We start from the raw sequence: 18666 nt of genomic DNA on the forward strand, positions 1-18666 counted from the left end.
AATGAACAAGACAGTAAATATAAATCTAGCAAACATGCTCTTCCATATTGACGAAGAGGCATATAATAAAATGCGAAGGTATTTGGAATCGGTAAAACGGTCCTTTGCCAACACACCTGGAAGTGACGAGATCATTGCGGATATAGAAGCCCGTATTGCAGAATTATTCCATGAAAAACTGGAGAACGACAGACAGGTAATTACCCATAAGGAAGTGGACGAGGTCATTGCCATTATGGGCCAGCCCGAAGATTATATGGTAGATGAGGAAATTTTTGAAGATGAGCCAAGGGCAAAAAGTACCGGTACAAAGACTAGGGTCAAAAAATTATTTAGGGATACCGATAAAAAATATGTTGCAGGTGTTTCTTCCGGACTTGCCCATTACTTTGGCATTGACCCCCTTTGGATACGTTTGATATGGATTTTCCTTACCATTTTTACATGGGGCGGCTTCATCTTTATCTACGGCCTGTTATGGATCCTTATTCCAGAGGCAAAGACTACCTCTCAAAAATTGGACATGAGCGGCCAAGCCGTTAACATTAGCAATATTGAACGTAAGGTCAAAGAGGGTTTTGATGACGTAGCGGATCGTGTAAAAAGTGTCGATTACGAAAAAGTAGGTGACACCGTCAAAAAAGGAGGGAAAACAATTTTTGACACCTTTGGTGATATTGTCATGTTTATTTTTAAGATTTTTGGCAAGTTTATAGGTATTTTATTGGTCATTATTGGGGCCACAACCTTAATAGGTTTATTTGTAGGTATGTTTACCGTTGGTATTTTGGATGTGATCCATGTACCGGGTATTGATTTTTACAATGTGGTGAATTCTACCAACATGCCAATCTGGGTGGTATCTTTACTGGCATTTTTCGCTATTGGTATTCCTTTTTTCTTTCTAATGTACCTTGGGCTTAAAATACTGGTGAACAACCTAAAATCCATAGGTAGTATTGCTAAGTTTTCATTGCTGGGCTTATGGCTCATATCCATAATTCTATTAATTGTCTTTGGAATTAGGGAAGCGGCATCGCACGCATATACGGGTAGCACATCCGTTGAGAATGAAATTACGAGCGTAATACCTTCAGATACCATTGCCCTAAGAATTATAACGACAGATGAGTTCGATTATGAGAAAAACATGCATATGGGAGATACGTTTATTTCTTATGATGAGGCAGGTAACAAGATCTTGGTTTCTGATGATGTGCGTTTCCGCATAAGAAAGTCAAAGGACAGTTTAGTGCGTATTCAAGTACGTAAAGAAGCAGACGGACCATCTAACAGGGAAGCAAAGGAAATTGCGGAGCAGATAAATTATGATTATGAGATAAACGGTAATACCATTTCCTTAAATGATTATCTGACCACACAAGGTCCAAAGTTCAAAGATCAGGAAGTACGTGTAAATGTATTTTTACCGGTAGGCACCATATTAACCTATGAACAGGACAATAGCAGAAATTGGATTACGACCATGTCTACAGACAGGGATGTGGATAACCTGGAAGGCTATGTTTGGGAAATGCAAGATAATGGTGAACTCCATTGTTTAGACTGCCCTGATTATCTGGGTATTCAAAATGAGGATGAAAACAAAAACCGTATCAACATTAATGGCCAGGGCATAGATATCAATATTAACGGCAATGGGGAAAAAGGAAAAATTATGATCAATGAAAACGGTATTGATATCGATGTCAACGATAACGGAGAAATGTTTAAAATGAAAGTGGACGAGAACGGCGTAAAGATCAACGCCAATGACAGTATCAATTAATTACAGTTCGGTTACCAGTATCTACAGTTGGGTAAGATATTGTGGTAACAACCTTATAAAAACATCAAATTTACATCAATCTAAAAACAAACAATCATGACAACATTAGTAAGAATTACAGTAGCTCTAGTCTTAGCCCTCTTATTATCCTCTTGCGGCTTTGACATTAACTTTGGGGATTTTGGTTCAGGGGAAAAAGGTAACGGCGTGGTCGTTGAGGAAACCCGTGAAATAACCGAAGAATTTACCGTAGTATCGGCATCGGAAGGTCTTGAGGTATATGTTACCCAAGGAAGCGATTTTGATATTCTGGTAGAGGCAGATGAAAATATTATGGATTTGATCGGTACCGATATTAGAAACGGCAAACTTAAAATTCATGCCATAGAGAACATTGGCAGAGCTACCAAAAAAGTATACGTTACTTTACCAAAAGTAAGTGGTCTTTATGCTTCTAGTGGCGCACAATTAACGGCAGAGAACATGATACAGTCAGAAAAACTGGAAGTAGATGCAAGTTCCGGTGCAATTTTAAGCGCCAATGTAAATGTTACGGATATGGAAGTCGATGCCAGTAGCGGAGCCAATATTACATTATCCGGCACGGCCAAAGAAGTATATGTGGATGGTAGCAGCGGTGCCAATATCAAAGCCGGCGACTTAAAGACGGTTGCCTGCAATGCGGATGCAAGCAGTGGTGCAAATGTGAGCATCCATGTACAGGATAATTTAACCGCAGAAGCATCTAGCGGTGGCAACATCTCGTACAAAGGCGAACCTTCCGTACAAAAGAACAAATCGGTTTCCGGTAGCGTACACAAGTATTGATTACAAGGAACAGGATAATTAAAAACCCGCTGAACATTCAGCGGGTTTTCATTTTTTAGTAGCATCCTTATCTGTATATTAGTACTATGCAAGTACTCTTAAAAAAATATTCCCTCCCCCTAAAACATACATTCAGTATTTCCAGGGAGTCCCATGATGTTCAGGATACCCTCATCGCTGCCTTGACACTAAACGGTAAAACCGGATATGGTGAAGCTACCTCCAATCCCTACTATAAAATTACTGTAGATAGTATGGAAAAGGAGATAATGGGGATCGAGGAAGAAATAACCACCTTCAATTTTACCACCCCAGAAGTATTTCATCGATTTTTAACCTCCAAAGGCTTATCCAATTTTGCTGTCTGTGCATTAGATTTAGCGGCACATGACCTTTATGGTAAATTGAAGGAAAAACCACTGTACACCCTTTGGGGCACGGAGAATAACCATTACCCCATAACCAACTATACCATAGGTATTGCCAGTATTGATGTTATGCGGGATAAGATGCAGGAAATGCCGTGGCCTATCTATAAAATTAAATTGGGCACTCCAGACGATGTAGCCATAGTGAGAGAATTACGAAAACATACCAACGCCGTTTTTAGGATAGATGCCAATTGTGCATGGACCGCCCAAGAGACGATATTTAACGCCCCAATTCTTAAAGAGCTAGGCGTAGAATTTTTGGAACAGCCCTTAAAAGCCAATGACTGGGCCGGTATGGAAGAGGTAATGCACCATAGCGTATTACCGGTAATTGCAGATGAAAGCTGTATTGTAGAGAGCGATGTTGAAAAATGTGCCCTTCACTACACGGGTATCAACATAAAATTGACAAAATGTGGCGGTCTTACCCCTGCCCTGCGCATGATCAAAAAAGCCAAACAATTGGGCCTAAAAGTTATGGTGGGTTGCATGACGGAATCTACCGTTGGCATCTCTGCCATTGCGCAATTATTGCCACAGCTAGATTATGTAGATATGGACGGTGCCTTATTGTTAAAAAAGGACATTGCTACGGGAGTACAGATTACTAACGAAGCAAAAGTTATCTTTCCTAAATTGGCCGGCAGCGGTATTCAGCTCCTAGAATAATGTATAACCTAAATGAATTTCCGGGAAGAGAAGTAAAAATAGGGGGTAAAAATTATCTGTATTTTGGCGGCACCTCCTATTTAGGGTTACAGACCAATATGGCTTTTCAAGCGCTTTACCTTGAAAACATGAAAAGATATGGTACGGGGTACGGTGCATCGCGTAAATCCAATATTAAACTTTCCGTGTATGATGAAGTAGAGCATTATTTAGCCCATATCGTTGGTTCAGAACAATGTATGACCATGTCCTCCGGTTATCTTGCCGGTCAGTTAATTTATCAATTCTTGTGCAAGAACGACCACAAGCTATTTTACGCACCACAAACCCATTCCGCATTATCCAATGAGATGACCAATAAGTATGCTACTATTTTAGCAATGATCACGGATTTGAAAAAATTTCCAAATCAGGAAAAAGTAATCTTATTGGACAGCATAGATTTTAACGGTCAGCATTATCCGGATTATCATTGGCTAACGTCCATACCCTTACAACATACCACCTTAGTGGTCGATGATTCCCATGGAATTGGCATTACCGGAATTAACGGTAGTGGAAGCTATCGATTTTTACAATCCCTTAACCCTAAGAACCTAGTGGTTTCATGTTCCTTAGGAAAGGGATACGGTATAGGTGCCGGTGCCATTTTTGGCTCTAGTACCATGATAGAACGATTAAGGGATACAGAAATGTACGGAGGCTCCAGTCCTGCCGCTCCAGCTGCTTTAGCTACAATTAAGGATGCGGAACACATCATTCATGAGAAACAATTGGTATTACAAAAAAATTTAACCTTGTTCACCAAGAATGTACAGTTACCATCCTTGTTCAAGTTCTCTACAGGCCATCCTACGTTTAGCTTTCAAAATGAACAATTGACATTGTACCTAGAAAAAAATGGAATTATCGTTACCAATTTTAGATATCCTACTTCCAATGATGCGGTAATGAGCCGTATTGTAATCAGTGCGTTACATACGGCGGAAGACATTCTTACCCTATGTGATACCATAAATCGCTTTGACCCTTCTTGATTTATTATATCAACAATCAAATAGATACATAATTATTAAATCCATAATTAACATGGACAATTTATGTTAATTTATAAATAATTATCGTATCTTTTTAGTACTCATTCAACACAATTATTAACTTAAACCTTACCATTATGAAAAAAATTATAGGATTAATTGCATTATTGCTCATTTTGGTTTCAGCAGCCTCTACCAATACCCTTAAAACTGACTATATGCACACTATTGAGGGCACTTGGGAATTAGAAAGTTTTTATAATTATGATGGCCAACAGGTCATTGATACCGTACCCACAACAGACGGTTACCGGCAGGTTAAAATGTACTACAACGGTAAAATAATGTGGAGCCGTTATGTACCGGTAGACAAAGTAGGAAGGTTCGGTTATGGAACGTACCATATTACTGAAGACCGCCTGGTAGAAACCTTGGAATACGGTGACAATGAAATGATACAGGCTATGGATACTATGAGGATCTTTACCTTTGAACTAATGCTGAGCGATGATAAGTTCAGCCAAATTAGTTTAGACGAGGAAGGAAACCGGACGTTCTCCGAAAATTACAAAAGAATCGATTAGACCGTTTCTAAACATGAAAAAGCGCCATTTTCTAGAAAATGGCGCTTTTTTCATGGTATTCTTGCAATTTATATTTTATACTGCCCTGCAACGGTCTCTTCCACAGAACCAATTTCTGCCAAATATCGTTCCGCATCCAATGCGGCCATACAACCTGATCCAGCAGCGGTAACCGCTTGCCTGTACTCTTTGTCCTGAGCATCGCCACTTGCAAACACCCCAGGTAAATTGGTCTTGGTTGACTTGCCTTTGGTTATTAAATAACCCGTCTCGTCCATATCCAGTTGACCTTTAAATATATCCGTATTTGGCTTATGCCCAATGGCAATGAACAGACCCGTAATGGCAATTTCATCTTTTTCGCCGGTTTTATTGTTCACCATACGTAAACCTTCTACCACTTGGTCGCCCAAAACCTCATCTACTTCCGTATTATAACGTACCTCAATATTCTTAAGGCTGTTTACCCTATGCTGCATTGCTTTGGAAGCCCTCATTTCATCCCTTCGTACCAACATGGTCACCTTATTACAAATATTGGCCAGATAAGAAGCCTCTTCCGCAGCGGTATCACCTGCCCCAACAATGGCAACATCCTGACCTTTATAGAAGAATCCATCACAAACTGCACAAGCAGATACGCCGCCGCCGCGCAAACGCTGCTCACTTGGAATATTTAGATATTTTGCCGATGCTCCTGTAGAAATGATAACCGTTTCTGCCTCAATCTCCTTTTCGCCATCTGCAATAACCTTATGGATGCCTCCCGGTACTTTGGAAAATTCCACTGCAGTAATCATCCCGATCCTTACTTCCGTTCCAAAACGTTCCGCTTGCTGCTGCAACTGCACCATCATCGTAGGCCCATCGATACCTTCAGGATACCCGGGAAAATTATCTACCTCGGTCGTGGTCGTTAACTGACCTCCAGGTTCCATACCCGTATACATTACCGGTTTTAAATCTGCCCTGGCGGCATAAATTGCCGCAGTATAACCTGCGGGACCAGATCCTATAATCAATGTTTTAACGCGTTCTATTTTATCAGACATAATTTGAAGTTGTTCAGTTTTCGTTCTACTACAAAAGTAGGTTTTTGAGCAAAAAACTTACAATTAAGTTATCAAAAGTTTTAATCTGCATATAAGGAGAATATATGCTAAACAAAGGGATGCCAATAGTTGATGTAAAATTATAACGAAGTCTTAATTTTTTGTAAATTTATGAACCCCAACACCTTTTCTCCCGTACATATTAAGAGAACCATTAACAATTACTATATGAGAACATTAAAATGTGCCATAGTAGAAGACTCCAACGTACACAGGATTTTACTGGAAAGACTGGTTGAAAAGAACGTTCAATTGCAACTATACCGATCTTTTAGCAGTGGTTCAGAGGCACTGTCGGTAATTAACAAATTACCGGTTGATCTCATTTTTTTGGATATTGAAATGCCCATTATAACCGGATTTGAGTTTCTAAGAAAACTTAACGTACCGGCACAAGTCATTATTATAAGCCAAAATCCCAAATATGCCCTAGAAGCCTTTGATTACAATGCGACTGATTTTTTATTAAAACCTTATAGCAAAAATAGATTTGATATTGCGATAGGAAAAGCCATTGAAAAATTTAGAAAACGCTCGTTGTCCAATACGGACGGTAAATTAATGGTAAAACATAACTTAAAACAGGTAGAACTCAATATACATGCTATTCAATGGGTAGAGGCCTTAGGCGATTATGTAAAAGTCATTACCCCAGAAAAGAACTATGTAATCTTGTCCACTATGAGTGCTTTTCATGAACGACTAAAAGATGATAAGTTTGTTCGCATCCATAAATCCTTCATCATCAACTTAAATATGGTTGAACGGTACAATCATGAATTCATAGAAATAAAGGATAAAAAAATACCGATAAGCCGAACCAAAAATTTAGAGTTGGACAAACTTCTCAATTGTGTGGATTAATGAACTTATTGCAGCATTTTTACAGTTGCAACCGTTCTAAACCCTGTGTGTTCCAAAGCAGAATCCATGCTGGAACCCATACGTGCCGATATACGATAGCTTGCACAATACGATGCACTACATAGAAATGACCCCCCTTTTATCACCTTCTCCCTTGCTAAAGGATTGTTCGGTGTAAACGGTTCCAATGCCCCTGTAGGATTTAAGATCACTTTGCCCCTATTTGTATACTCCTTGTAATACCCACTATTATACCAATCACTGGTCCATTCCCACACATTACCCGCCATATCATATATTCCATATGCGTTTGGTGGATACGATTTAACGGGTGCCCTTAATTCAAAACCATCTAGTTTAGTGTTTTCATTTGGAAAATTTCCTTCCCATGTGTTGGCACTCTTAACCAGTTGGCCGCTATCATTGCCCCACTGATAGATTGTTCCAAATTTTCCAGCCCTAGAGGCCAATTCCCACTCGGCTTCCGTAGGTAGGCGTCTTCCCGCCCATTTGCAATAAGCCATTGCATCTTCATAAGCCACCTGCACCACTGGGTAATCCTCTTTACCCTCAATTGAACTTTCAGGCCCATTGGGATGTTTCCAATTGGCCCCAATAGACCATTGCCACCATTGTGAAAAATCATAAAGATTTGCAACCGGAGATTTGGTTTTTTTGAATGTCAACGATCCTGGGCGTAAAATGGAATCATGTGGTTTTGGGGTTACTTCGGGTACTTGCTTCTTTAATTCATTCCAATCTATACCGCGCTCCGCCACGGTTATATATCCAGTTTCCTTGACAAATTGCGCAAATTCCTTATTGGTAACCTCCGTGACATCCATAAAAAACCCGTCTACCAAGACTTCTATTGCCGGTTTCTCATGCCCCATGGCCATTTTATCCATACCTACGGCTCCTTGCTTAAATGCCGCCCCTGGCACCCATATCATACCCTCCGGTACGGCAATATCAGCTGGTTGTTCCACAAAAAGTTTATGATTTGGTGCTACACCACCCGTTTCTTGCACAGCTTCTTCATGCGCGTTAGCATTGCTCTTTGGTTCCGTTTTGCAACATGCCAACATAGAACAAATCAGCATCAATACAATTAAATTGGTCCTTCTTTTCATCATAATCATTTACATGCCCAAACTAGTTTTTTACTGGTTTACTTAGGACCGATTATATAAGAAAATGATAAATTTTTCGGTTTTATCTGATACTCGTCATGTGGCAACAATCCCCAACTATTATCCCCGCCTACTCCCATCTGACTATGGTCTATGTTGATATTTATCAAGTCTCTGTTAGGAATATCATAAGTATGTTGCTGTCTTTTTTCATCGCCCTCATCAAAATCTGAATTTAACTGGTGATGCGCACTAAATCCAAAGAGTTGAGGAGCGCTTACGGTAATCCCCTGTCCGGCATCATTGGTAAAGGATACTGTCCTAATATCCGTTCTATACCCATTTTCTTGAGGTCGGATATATTCATAGTACAGATCTGATACTTTAGATTCATATACCCCTACCAACGCGGAAGTTTTACGATCCTGGTAATTTTCATGTTCTCCACGGCCATACCACGTTACATTGTCATAACTTTTATCAATGATCAAATTATTTCCGAATCTTGGCAATATTGGCAGATTATTATCAATGCCATCCAATGCAGTACGTACCAATATTTGCCCTTTGTTATTTATGGTATAGGTTACGTTCACCTGCCCTTTTACGGAGGGTAACCCATATTTTGCGGACAATTTAAAATCTTTCCGAATCTTAAATGGATTCTTGGTCAGTTTTACGGCATCGATACTCTTTTTTCCTTCATTGGAATTCACCTCTAAACTGACTAAACTTTGAGTTTCCGTAGCCTCTTTCCAAACTTTTAGGCGCTTGGGCATATTATAGCCATAATCATTATCCGTTGGCGCCCTCCAGAAATTTACGCTCGGACCTTTTTGCAGTAAATTTCCCTGCCCATAATCTATATTTACCAACATACCATTGGCACTGTCAAAACCAATTTTAAAGCCATTTCCCGTTACGGTAATAATCTTATCCTCTTTGGTAACTTCAAGTCCGTCTATATCTTCTTCAAAAATAGTGGGCGTATAATCCGTAAGTTGAAATTGCTCATACGCCAGTAAAAAATGTTCCGGTATCAAGGCATCTGCCTTTTTAGTGGTCATATAGACATTTAATAAATACTCGGCATCTTCTTCCTTGAGCTCCGGTAATGCTATTTGTACGTCTTGAGTGGCATAAGGGGCAACATTGACATCCGCTATTTTACCATTGGCGATCTGTTCACCGTTCTTCAATAGCCTCCATGAAAAATTATATGCCGATAAATTGGTGAAATCATACATATTCTTCAATGAAATTACACCGGATTTAGGATCGTCAGAATTGAACTTTACATACTGGTAAACCTTTTTCACCTCATATAAGGATGGGTGTGCAGAGCGATCCGGATCTACCAAGCCATTTAAACAGAAATTATTATCGTTCTGTATTTCGGCACCGCCTAAATCGCCACCAAAGGCATAAAACTCCTCACCGTTCTCATTTACCGCCTTTAAACCTTGGTCTACCCAATCCCAAATGAATCCTCCTTGAAGAACATCATATTTTTCTATCACATCCCAGTAATCTTGAAGATTGCCTACACTATTACCCATGGCATGGGCATACTCACACTGAATCAAAGGGCGTTGTGGATTGTTTTCCGCATATGCAATAGTTTGTTCTATGGTAGCATACATGGGTGCCTGTATATCTGAATTTGCATAATTAGTGGCACCCTCATACTGCACTGGCCTAGTCTCATCTTTAGACTTTAACCATGCATACGTAGCTTCAAGATTTTTACCGTTACCCGCTTCATTGCCTAAAGACCATGTTACGATAGAGGTATAATTTTTATCCCTTTCATACATCCTAATGGTCCTGTCCAAATGCATTGCTTTCCATTGCGGCAAATAACCCGGATGTATTTTTTTTGCCTCCTCATTATTGTCCAATCCTTGATTGGTAGTACCCATACCGTGTATTTCTATATTGGCCTCGTCCACCACATAAAAACCGTATTTGTCCGCCATTCTATAAAAGAATTCATTTTTTGGGTAATGGCTGCACCTAATGGCATTTATGTTACTGCGTTTCATCACCTCCATATCCTTTAAAGTAATTTCTTTACCGATTACATGCCCCGTAACCTCATCATGATCGTGAAGGTTTACCCCTTTGACCATTACTGGTTGGCCGTTCACCAAGAACTGGTTGTTCTTAATCTCTATTTTTCTGAAACCTATTTTAGAACTAATGGCCTCAATAACATTTCCTTTTTTATCTTTTAGGGTAAACAATAAGGTATGGAGATTGGGTTGTTCAGCATTCCAAGTCTTTATATTAGGTAATTCCTTTTCAAATTGGATTTCGGTACGTCCTTTTGGTAAATCTATTTTTTGACTAGTAGCATACACCTCTTTTTCACCATCTAATAGGGCTAAATCTACCTCGTATCCTTTGGCATTTTTACCAGTGTTACTATACTCTAGATTCAAACTTAATTTTCCGTTAGTATAAGTATCATCTAAATCTGCAATTACCCTGTAATCATATAAAGTTGCGTCATTTGTGGCATATAGATACACATCTCTGTCAATACCGCTTAATCGCCAAAAATCTTGGTCTTCCATATAACTGGCATCAGACCAACGCAACACCTGTACAGCCAAAGTATTGTCACCTTCTGTCAAATAATCCGTAATATTGAATTCCGCAGGTGTTTTACTGCCTTCGCTATAGCCTATCATTGTACCATTAAGATATACGTACATTGCCCCGCTAACGCCGCCAAAATGCAAATACACTTGCTTACCGTCCCAATCCTTTGAAATCTTAAAATTACGTTTATAGCTACCAACAGGATTTTGATCATGTGGTATGAACGGTGGATTCTTTGGAAAGACGTATTCTATATTGGTATAGATAGGTATACCATGCCCTTGCAATTCCCAATTGGAAGGCACCTTTATCTTGTCCCATCCAGAAGTATCAAAGTCATTTTGAAAAAAAGTTACAGGCCTTTCCGGAACACTAGCCACATATTTAAAATCCCATTCTCCGTTCAAGGATTGATACAATGGGGAATTCTCCCAGCTTTCATTGGCCAAGGCATTTTCTATATCTGCATACCTATAAAAAGAAGCAGTAGGGTCTAAACGGTTTATTTGAAATATTTCCGGATTCTCCCACTCAGGGTTCTCCCATTTTGGAGCCTGGGCCTGACCAAAAACTGAAATTAACAAAAAAGTGAATGCGTAAAATTTTAAGCTGCTTTTCATATTATGCGTGTTCTACTGTATGCTTCCGTACAACGGAAAATTGGATTTAATACTATTGTTTTCTCATTTTGGCCCTAGCCAATTACCAATATTCATATTTTATAGCTTAAAAATATAAATTTTCGGCAATTTTGAATCCCTGCAAAATACAACTAAACTTGGTAAACGAGAAGGAAAAAATAAGTGAACGGGGCCATTTCCTTTCATAAAATGAATAGCCAATAATTATTGACTTAACAATCCATTTTCCAATAAGGGAATTTGAAAACGTACCGTAGTAGGCATGGTATGCTCTATTTTGAAAATGCTGTCCGCCCTTTGTAGTATTTCAGGATGTTTAGATGCAATATTGTGCTGTTCCAATGCATCTACATTTAGGTCATAAAGTTCTAAGGTGGGCGGCATATCATCCTTTATATGTTGGCGTACTACCTTCCATTTGCCCATTCTAATGGCAATCTGGCCTCCGTATTCCGGAAACTCCCAATACAAAAAATTATGTTGTTCTTGATTTTGTTGACCTAGCAGCGTAGGCAATAAACTTATACCGTTCGTTTCTTGCTTAATTTCAAAATCTGTAATATCTGCAAAAGTGGCCAACATATCATAATGTGCAGATACGTGGTCACTAGTAGTACCTGGATTAATTTTACCTGGCCAAGTAAAAAATGTAGGCACTCTAATACCGCCTTCATAAACAAATCCTTTGCCCCTACCATACCCACCCTTAAATGGTTTGGCACTATCAAAATATTTGGGATCCGCTCCACCTGCATAACTTGGTCCGTTATCCGATGTAAAAACGATCAATGTATTTTCATAAATATTCTCATCTTTCAATTGCTGAACCAACTTACCCACATTTTCATCAAAATAGGAAACCATGGCGGCATAGGCGGCATGTGGTGTGCGATGCGAAAAATACCCATTACCGTTACCTGAAAGGTAGGGTTCTTCTTCACCGAATTTTTCTATATAATAATCTACCCAACGCTGTGGTGCCTGTAATGCTACATGCGGAATGGGAGTTGCCCAATACAGGAAAAAAGGATGGTCCTTATTCTGATCAATAAAGCCGGTAAGTTCTTGGAACATTAAGTCCGGTGCGTAGTCCGTTAAAGTGTAGTCCTTATAATTCTCAAGATTTATTGGATCCAAGCCTTTTGGAAAAGGTGAACTAGGTGCAACGGTATCATTTGCCAAGTGCACACGGTTTCTGTTCTTGTATAGGTGTAACGGGTAGTATGTATGTGCCTGACGTTGGCAATTGAATCCATAGAAAAAATGGAACCCCATTTCGTTGGGTATGGAATGCGTATGTGGCGCTCCCAAACCCCATTTACCAACCAACGCCGTTCTATAGCCAACATCCTTTAAATAGGAAGCAATTGTTTTTGTTCCTTGAGGTACCGGTCGCTGACCCTCTAACGTAGAATCCATTGCCATTGCTTTGTAATTCCAGACATCACCACGCTCGTTCCACTCATCATTACCACGAATAAAGGCCTTACCGGAATGTTTACCGGTAAGAAACATATATCTGGCCGGTGCACATACCGGAGCACTTGAATAATGCTGGGTAAAAATCATACCCTGTTTTGCCAGGGCATCTATATGGGGTGTTTCTATCTTTTCCTGACCAAAAACACCTATTTCAGCATAGCCCAAATCATCTGCTAATATGTAAATGATGTTCGGTTTTTGTTCTGTAGGCGCTTCTGACTTCTTTTCTTCATTACAGGACAAAAAAGACAAAGCAATAAAAAGACCTAGAAATAGATTTCTCATGTGGTATAGGTTGATTGATAGCTTTAAAGATATTGAAATATCTAAAACTTTAGGGGCGAATAGCGTTCTCAACCATTACATATTCATATGTTCAACGTTGTCCTATATCTTAAGAATTCAGTGCTATATAACCGGATGATTTTGCATCTACTGAATAAACGCACAGATAATTTTAACTTCTAATTACTTACTGATAATTTGGGATTTATATCGTACTATTATCACTACCAATTAATTGAAACCCTTAAAAGTCATTGTAGCAACCTAAAAAACTTACTGCTAGTTGGTAGGTATTCTTAAATATTAAGAATTAATGGAGATCATATTACATTAAGACATAGTTAGCAGAAGTTTTTACTCTATGTCATAATATATTTTTAGAATGTCAACAATTTTACTTTTTTCAATTCCATTTCCCATTCAATTTATTGACTATAATTTAGGCTAGAAATTATCAATCGTAGTAGAAATTCTTTTTTACAATGTAATACGACGGTTTGAGTCCCTGAACAGAACAGGGTTAACTAGCGTTACTTTTTCGCCACACTCAACAATTTTTTTCCGTCTAATATAAAATTTAAAAAAATTTGCGGACATCATAAAATATATAGCCCTAACGAATAATCACCTTAGCCAACATTTGGCATTGGTTTAATACCACCAATTGCATTACATAGAATTGAATACAGGTTTTTAGCGCAGTATAAATTTCTATTGCTCATCGATTTAAGAACGATTTCATTTTATTTACGCAGATTAGCACGTTTTGAAACCCATTCGAGTAACGTCTATTAAGAAAACTAAGCTGAGAAGTCCATAAGAGTAAATGTTACCTTTGAGTAAAGTCCATTCACTATTTATTCAAATATAAATGGGCTTTAAAATTCTTATTATTTTTTGCTTTTTATTTCGTTCCGGACTATTAATATTATACCAGCAATGATTATTAAAATTGCGCTAATGAAAAGGGCAAAATCTATAGAGTTTACTTTGTTTGAAAATTTATAATTTAAAACATTTATTAACATTGCAATGATTATGAGAATGGAAGATAGATTGCGCTTAATCATAATTAATATTTTTCAAACTAAATAATGGTAATAAGCCTAATAACAAATAATTATATGCCACCTATATACATACTAATATAAAATAAAATAAAAGCATCACTTTAAAGTGATGCTTCTTATATCAATTAGACTAATTGGTTACAATTAGTTTCCTTTTTTATAATCGGCCAAGAACTTCTCCAAACCACTATCAGTCAATGGGTGCTTTAAAAGTCCAGTAATGGCACCTAAGCCACCGGTCATTACATCCGCACCTATTTTGGCACAATCAATAATATGCATTACGTGACGTACAGAAGCCGCTAAAATTTCTGTTTCAAAACCGTAGTTATCATAGATCAAACGGATATCCGCTATTAAACCTAAACCATCCGTAGAAATATCATCTAAACGGCCAATAAACGGCGACACGTAGGTTGCACCTGCTTTTGCAGCCAATAATGCCTGGCCAGAGGAGAATACCAACGTACAGTTTGTTCTGTACCCCTTATCGGAAAAATACTTAATTGCCTTAACCCCTTCTTTAATCATTGGCACTTTAATGACGATCTGTGGACTGATCTTAACCAGCTTCTCCCCTTCTTCGATCATACCCTCAAAATCGGTAGAAATTACTTCTGCACTTACATCACCGTCAACCAGATCACATATTTTTTTGTAATGTGCCAAAATATTCTCCGCGCCGGTAATGCCTTCTTTTGCCATCAAGGAAGGATTAGTGGTTACACCATCTAAAATACCCATATCCTGAGCTTCCTTGATCTCGTCTAAATTTGCTGTATCTATAAAAAATTTCATCCTTATCTTATTTTAATATTGTTATTTACTTTAAAAAATCAACTACTTGTTGATATACCTGATCTCCGGTAAAGCCAAATTTCTCATCAAGAACCGTTGCGGGTGCAGAATATCCAAAATGCTCCAATCCAAAAACCTTACCATTTGGTCCGGCCAGACCTTCCAAGTTTACGGGCAAACCTGCCGTAAGACCAAATACCGGTTTGTTTGGCGGAATTACCTTTTCTTGGTAAGCCTGCGGCTGCTGTCTAAATATACCTTCTGATGGGATAGATGCAATATTCACCTTCAACCCCTCTTTTTCTTCCAATAATTTTGTGGCCGCTACCAAGGTAGAAACCTCAGAACCATTGGCAATTAAAATAACATCCGGGTCAGCTACTTCCTGTACCAGGTAACCTCCTTTTTCCGCTCCCAAAGCTGCCTCGAAACGGGTACCGTTCATTGCCGGAACATCTTTGATACCTTGTCTGGACAAGATTAGGCCCGTGGGTGTCTTTTGGTTTTCCATTGCCATTTTCCAAGCTACGTTCGTTTCTTGAGAATCTGCAGGACGCAAGGCAACAAAACTCTGCTCATGACTATGGTTCTTTAATTTTTCCAACAAACGTATTTGGGCTTCTTGCTCTATTGGCTGATGTGTAGGACCGTCCTCACCTACCCTAAAGGCATCATGCGTCCAAACAAACTTTACCGGTAATTCCTGAATGGCACTTAAACGAATGGCCGGTTTCATATAATCAGAGAATACAAAGAACGTTGCCACCACTGGGATTACCCCACCATGAAGGGCTATACCGTTTGCTATCGTTGCCATTGTCAATTCTGCAACGCCGGCCTGTAAGAATGCACCGGAGAAATCACCTTTCTGCAATACGCTTGTTTTCTTAAGGAATCCATCGGTCTTATCACTGTTGGACAAATCTGCGGAGGAAACGATCATGTTTTCTACATTTTCCGCCAAGTACGCCAATACATTGGACGATGCCGCCCTTGTTGCCTGACCTTCTTTTTGCTGAATTGAAGAAAAATCCAATGCTGGCATCTTCCCTTCCAAGAAACCATCTAGCTTAGCGGAGAGCTCGGTGTTTTGTGCACGCCATGCGTCTATTTCCTTCTTTTTAGCTTGGGCCTCATCTTTCTTTCTATTGATGATGCCTTCATAATATTCCTCTACCTGGGCATAAATATCAAAAGGATTTTCTACATCTGCCCCTAAATTGACCAAGGTCTTCCCATAGTCCGCCCCTGTATCGCCAATTGGCTTACCGTGTAGTTCCGTATACCCCTCATATGAAGTACCATCTGCGGTTACACAACCTTTTCCCATAATGGTCTCCCCAATGATCAACGTAGGTTTTTCGGTTTCAGCATTGGCATCTTTTAACGCTTGTCTAATTTGCTCATGATCATGACCATCTATGGTCACAACTTTCCAACCCCATGCTTCATACTTCATTGCGGTATTCTCAGAAGTAACCTCATCTGTTTTAGAGGAAAGCTGAACATCGTTGGAATCATAGAACATAATAAAATTGCTCAATCCCAAATGACCGGCAATCCTTCCTGCCCCCTGTGATATTTCTTCCTGTACACCACCATCGGATATAAATCCGTAAACCTTATGGTTCATCCAATTTCCAAAACGTGCTTTTAGAAAATTAGCCGCAATTGCCGCACCAACACCCATTGTATGACCTTGGCCCAATGGACCAGATGTATTTTCAATACCCCTTGCCACATCTACTTCTGGGTGACCCGGTGTTACCGATCCCCATTGTCTAAAATTGGCAACATCATCCTTTGCATAATTACCCAATAAATAATATTGGGCGTACATTAGCGTGGATAGGTGACCAGCATCCATGAAAAAACGGTCACGAAATGGCCAGTGCATGTCAGATGGATCGTAGTTAAAAAACTCAGAATATAAAATATGCATATAATCTGCCCCGCCCATTGGTCCGCCTGGGTGTCCGGAGTTCGCCTTTTCAACCATGGCAACCGCCAATGCCCTAATATTATCTGCCGCTAATTGATCTATTTCCTTATTCATTTATTAATCAGATTATTTTTTAAGGTTCGTGTTTTTTTGATTTCTTAAAAATCTACCCAAAGATACTTTATCTAAAGCGCTAATTAAAATATTTGAAGCAACATAATTCTATAGCTTTCAAGTCATAAGCCCCTTTATACCGATAGTGTGGATTATTAGCGCTTTCGAAAGGGTTTTCGAAAATATATTAAGGAAAAAAAATAACCTATAACCTTTCTTAGTTACTAAAAACAAGACCATTACACCTTTAAAAAGATATACTCACTAGTAACCTTAACAATACCAATATTCCTTTGCTAATTATTTCCAGCCGCGTTAGGGTCCAATTTCACCTTTATTAATGTCACAAAATTTTCTTTTTCTGTATTTAGGACCGGAAGGTATTACCCACCTACAAATAATACTTACGACCAAAATCAAAGATTATATCCTTGTTCCTAACGACACCATTAAAGCTATCTTCCAAGCAAGCTACCTTTTTCTACTTACCGCTTTTTCTCCTTCTGCAACAATGACCACATTGGTCGTGGTTAAAAACAAGCCGGTTTCTACAATCCCCGGTATAGCCTTTAAGCATTGCTCCAAATCTGATAACGGTTCATCACAATTCCAAATATTTACATCAATAATATCGTTATTTTCATCTGTCCTATAGACTTGATCACCCTTTAATCGTTGTATAGGTTCCAAATTCATGGCCTCCAGTTCACTAATGATCAATTGGGTAGCAAACGGTATGGTCTCTATGGGCAATTTAAATTTTCCCAATCTTGATACCCTCTTGGACGAATCTGCTATGATAATATTTAAATCGGTATTATGGGCCACAATTTTTTCCCGTAACAATGCACCTCCCCCGCCTTTAATCAATTGAAATTCTTCATTGACTTCATCCGCACCATCTATGGTAATGTCCAGCCTTTTTGCCTCAGCAAGCGTAATTATTTCTATTCCTAGGCTTTTTGCCAATTTTTCGGTCTCCACGGATGTTGCCACTGCTTTTATATTAAGTCCGTTCTTGACCATTTCGCCAATGGCCTGGATCATATAAAAGGCCGTAGAACCCGTACCCAAGCCTACCTTCATTCCAGATTTTACATATTTTACCGCTTCCAAGGCAGCAACTTTTTTTTCGTTAACCCCGCTCACTTTTCGTTTATTGTTAGTTACTAATTTCTGGCGCTAAAGATATTTATAATAAACCGAAGCGTTTGAACTATATTTTGCAAATGCCGAATAATTAGTGATACCCATAACTAACTTTGCCATATTTCAACAAA

The 18666-nt window shown here is 39.0% G+C and carries 13 protein-coding genes; 6 read left to right on the forward strand and 7 right to left on the reverse strand.

Annotated elements, in window-relative coordinates; translation table 11 throughout:
- The first annotated feature begins 1 nt into the window (after position 1).
- The 5 genes from Q2T41_RS02200 (at position 2) to Q2T41_RS02220 (ending at position 5338) form a co-directional block, all read left to right on the forward strand.
- Complete coding sequence (locus Q2T41_RS02200) at positions 2–1789, forward strand: PspC domain-containing protein (protein ID WP_089260001.1); 1788 nt, start codon at positions 2–4, stop codon at positions 1787–1789.
- A 96-nt stretch (positions 1790–1885) separates the two neighbouring features.
- Positions 1886–2617, forward strand: a complete 732-nt coding sequence (locus Q2T41_RS02205; RefSeq protein WP_304434744.1) for a head GIN domain-containing protein — start codon at positions 1886–1888, stop codon at positions 2615–2617.
- Between the two features lie 86 nt (positions 2618–2703).
- Positions 2704–3717, forward strand: coding sequence for a dipeptide epimerase (locus tag Q2T41_RS02210; protein WP_304434745.1), 1014 nt, complete (start codon positions 2704–2706; stop codon positions 3715–3717).
- Positions 3717–4754 (forward strand): aminotransferase class I/II-fold pyridoxal phosphate-dependent enzyme, encoded by a 1038-nt coding sequence (locus Q2T41_RS02215; protein WP_304434746.1) that lies wholly within the window; start codon positions 3717–3719, stop codon positions 4752–4754. Before Q2T41_RS02210 ends, Q2T41_RS02215 begins: the two co-directional genes overlap by 1 nt.
- Before the next feature lie 137 nt (positions 4755–4891).
- Positions 4892–5338 (forward strand): hypothetical protein, encoded by a 447-nt coding sequence (locus tag Q2T41_RS02220; RefSeq protein WP_304434747.1) that lies wholly within the window; start codon positions 4892–4894, stop codon positions 5336–5338.
- Positions 5339–5406: 68 nt separating this feature from the next.
- Here Q2T41_RS02220 and trxB read toward each other — a convergent pair whose 3' ends face one another.
- Entirely contained in the window at positions 5407–6390 is a 984-nt protein-coding gene (gene trxB / locus Q2T41_RS02225; protein WP_304434748.1) for a thioredoxin-disulfide reductase, read from the reverse strand.
- Between the two features lie 171 nt (positions 6391–6561).
- On the opposite strand from trxB, the gene Q2T41_RS02230 reads away from it, so the two are divergent.
- Positions 6562–7314, forward strand: coding sequence for a LytR/AlgR family response regulator transcription factor (locus tag Q2T41_RS02230; protein WP_304434749.1), 753 nt, complete (start codon positions 6562–6564; stop codon positions 7312–7314).
- Between the two features lie 5 nt (positions 7315–7319).
- Here the strand turns inward: Q2T41_RS02230 and Q2T41_RS02235 are convergent, their stop codons facing one another.
- From Q2T41_RS02235 to rpiA, 6 genes are all read right to left on the reverse strand, one after another.
- The gene (locus tag Q2T41_RS02235) at positions 7320–8450 is read right to left on the reverse strand and encodes a formylglycine-generating enzyme family protein (RefSeq protein WP_367186813.1); all 1131 of its coding nucleotides are present in this window, start codon (positions 8448–8450) and stop codon (positions 7320–7322) included.
- 35 nt (positions 8451–8485) lie between these two features.
- The gene (gene lacZ / locus Q2T41_RS02240) at positions 8486–11674 is read right to left on the reverse strand and encodes a beta-galactosidase, LacZ type (protein WP_304434751.1); all 3189 of its coding nucleotides are present in this window, start codon (positions 11672–11674) and stop codon (positions 8486–8488) included.
- Positions 11675–11899: 225 nt separating this feature from the next.
- Positions 11900–13462 carry an arylsulfatase gene (locus Q2T41_RS02245; RefSeq protein ID WP_304434752.1) on the reverse strand — a complete coding sequence of 521 codons (1563 nt, stop codon included), beginning with the start codon at positions 13460–13462 and terminating at the stop codon, positions 11900–11902.
- A 1214-nt stretch (positions 13463–14676) separates the two neighbouring features.
- Positions 14677–15330 (reverse strand): fructose-6-phosphate aldolase, encoded by a 654-nt coding sequence (gene fsa / locus Q2T41_RS02250; RefSeq protein ID WP_089259989.1) that lies wholly within the window; start codon positions 15328–15330, stop codon positions 14677–14679.
- Positions 15331–15355: 25 nt separating this feature from the next.
- The gene (locus tag Q2T41_RS02255) at positions 15356–17386 is read right to left on the reverse strand and encodes a transketolase family protein (RefSeq protein WP_304434753.1); all 2031 of its coding nucleotides are present in this window, start codon (positions 17384–17386) and stop codon (positions 15356–15358) included.
- Positions 17387–17857: 471 nt separating this feature from the next.
- Positions 17858–18535 (reverse strand): ribose-5-phosphate isomerase RpiA, encoded by a 678-nt coding sequence (rpiA, locus tag Q2T41_RS02260; protein WP_304434754.1) that lies wholly within the window; start codon positions 18533–18535, stop codon positions 17858–17860.
- Positions 18536–18666 lie beyond the last annotated feature (131 nt).

The organism is Maribacter confluentis, from assembly GCF_030505015.1.
GTDB lineage: Bacteria > Bacteroidota > Bacteroidia > Flavobacteriales > Flavobacteriaceae > Maribacter > Maribacter sedimenticola.

What these genes read in the sequence shown, in the direction of transcription:
- Q2T41_RS02230 (WP_304434749.1), top strand. Translation starts at nt 6,562, where the DNA reads ATGAACCCCAACACCTTTTCTCCCGTACATATTAAGAGAACCATTAAC.
- Q2T41_RS02210 (WP_304434745.1), top strand. Translation starts at nt 2,704, where the DNA reads ATGCAAGTACTCTTAAAAAAATATTCCCTCCCCCTAAAACATACATTC.
- Q2T41_RS02245 (WP_304434752.1), bottom strand. Translation starts at nt 13,462, where the DNA reads ATGAGAAATCTATTTCTAGGTCTTTTTATTGCTTTGTCTTTTTTGTCC.
- Q2T41_RS02220 (WP_304434747.1), top strand. Translation starts at nt 4,892, where the DNA reads ATGAAAAAAATTATAGGATTAATTGCATTATTGCTCATTTTGGTTTCA.
- lacZ (WP_304434751.1), bottom strand. Translation starts at nt 11,674, where the DNA reads ATGAAAAGCAGCTTAAAATTTTACGCATTCACTTTTTTGTTAATTTCA.
- Q2T41_RS02215 (WP_304434746.1), top strand. Translation starts at nt 3,717, where the DNA reads ATGTATAACCTAAATGAATTTCCGGGAAGAGAAGTAAAAATAGGGGGT.
- Q2T41_RS02205 (WP_304434744.1), top strand. Translation starts at nt 1,886, where the DNA reads ATGACAACATTAGTAAGAATTACAGTAGCTCTAGTCTTAGCCCTCTTA.
- Q2T41_RS02235 (WP_367186813.1), bottom strand. Translation starts at nt 8,450, where the DNA reads ATGATGAAAAGAAGGACCAATTTAATTGTATTGATGCTGATTTGTTCT.
- Q2T41_RS02255 (WP_304434753.1), bottom strand. Translation starts at nt 17,386, where the DNA reads ATGAATAAGGAAATAGATCAATTAGCGGCAGATAATATTAGGGCATTG.
- Q2T41_RS02200 (WP_089260001.1), top strand. Translation starts at nt 2, where the DNA reads ATGAACAAGACAGTAAATATAAATCTAGCAAACATGCTCTTCCATATT.
- trxB (WP_304434748.1), bottom strand. Translation starts at nt 6,390, where the DNA reads ATGTCTGATAAAATAGAACGCGTTAAAACATTGATTATAGGATCTGGT.
- fsa (WP_089259989.1), bottom strand. Translation starts at nt 15,330, where the DNA reads ATGAAATTTTTTATAGATACAGCAAATTTAGACGAGATCAAGGAAGCT.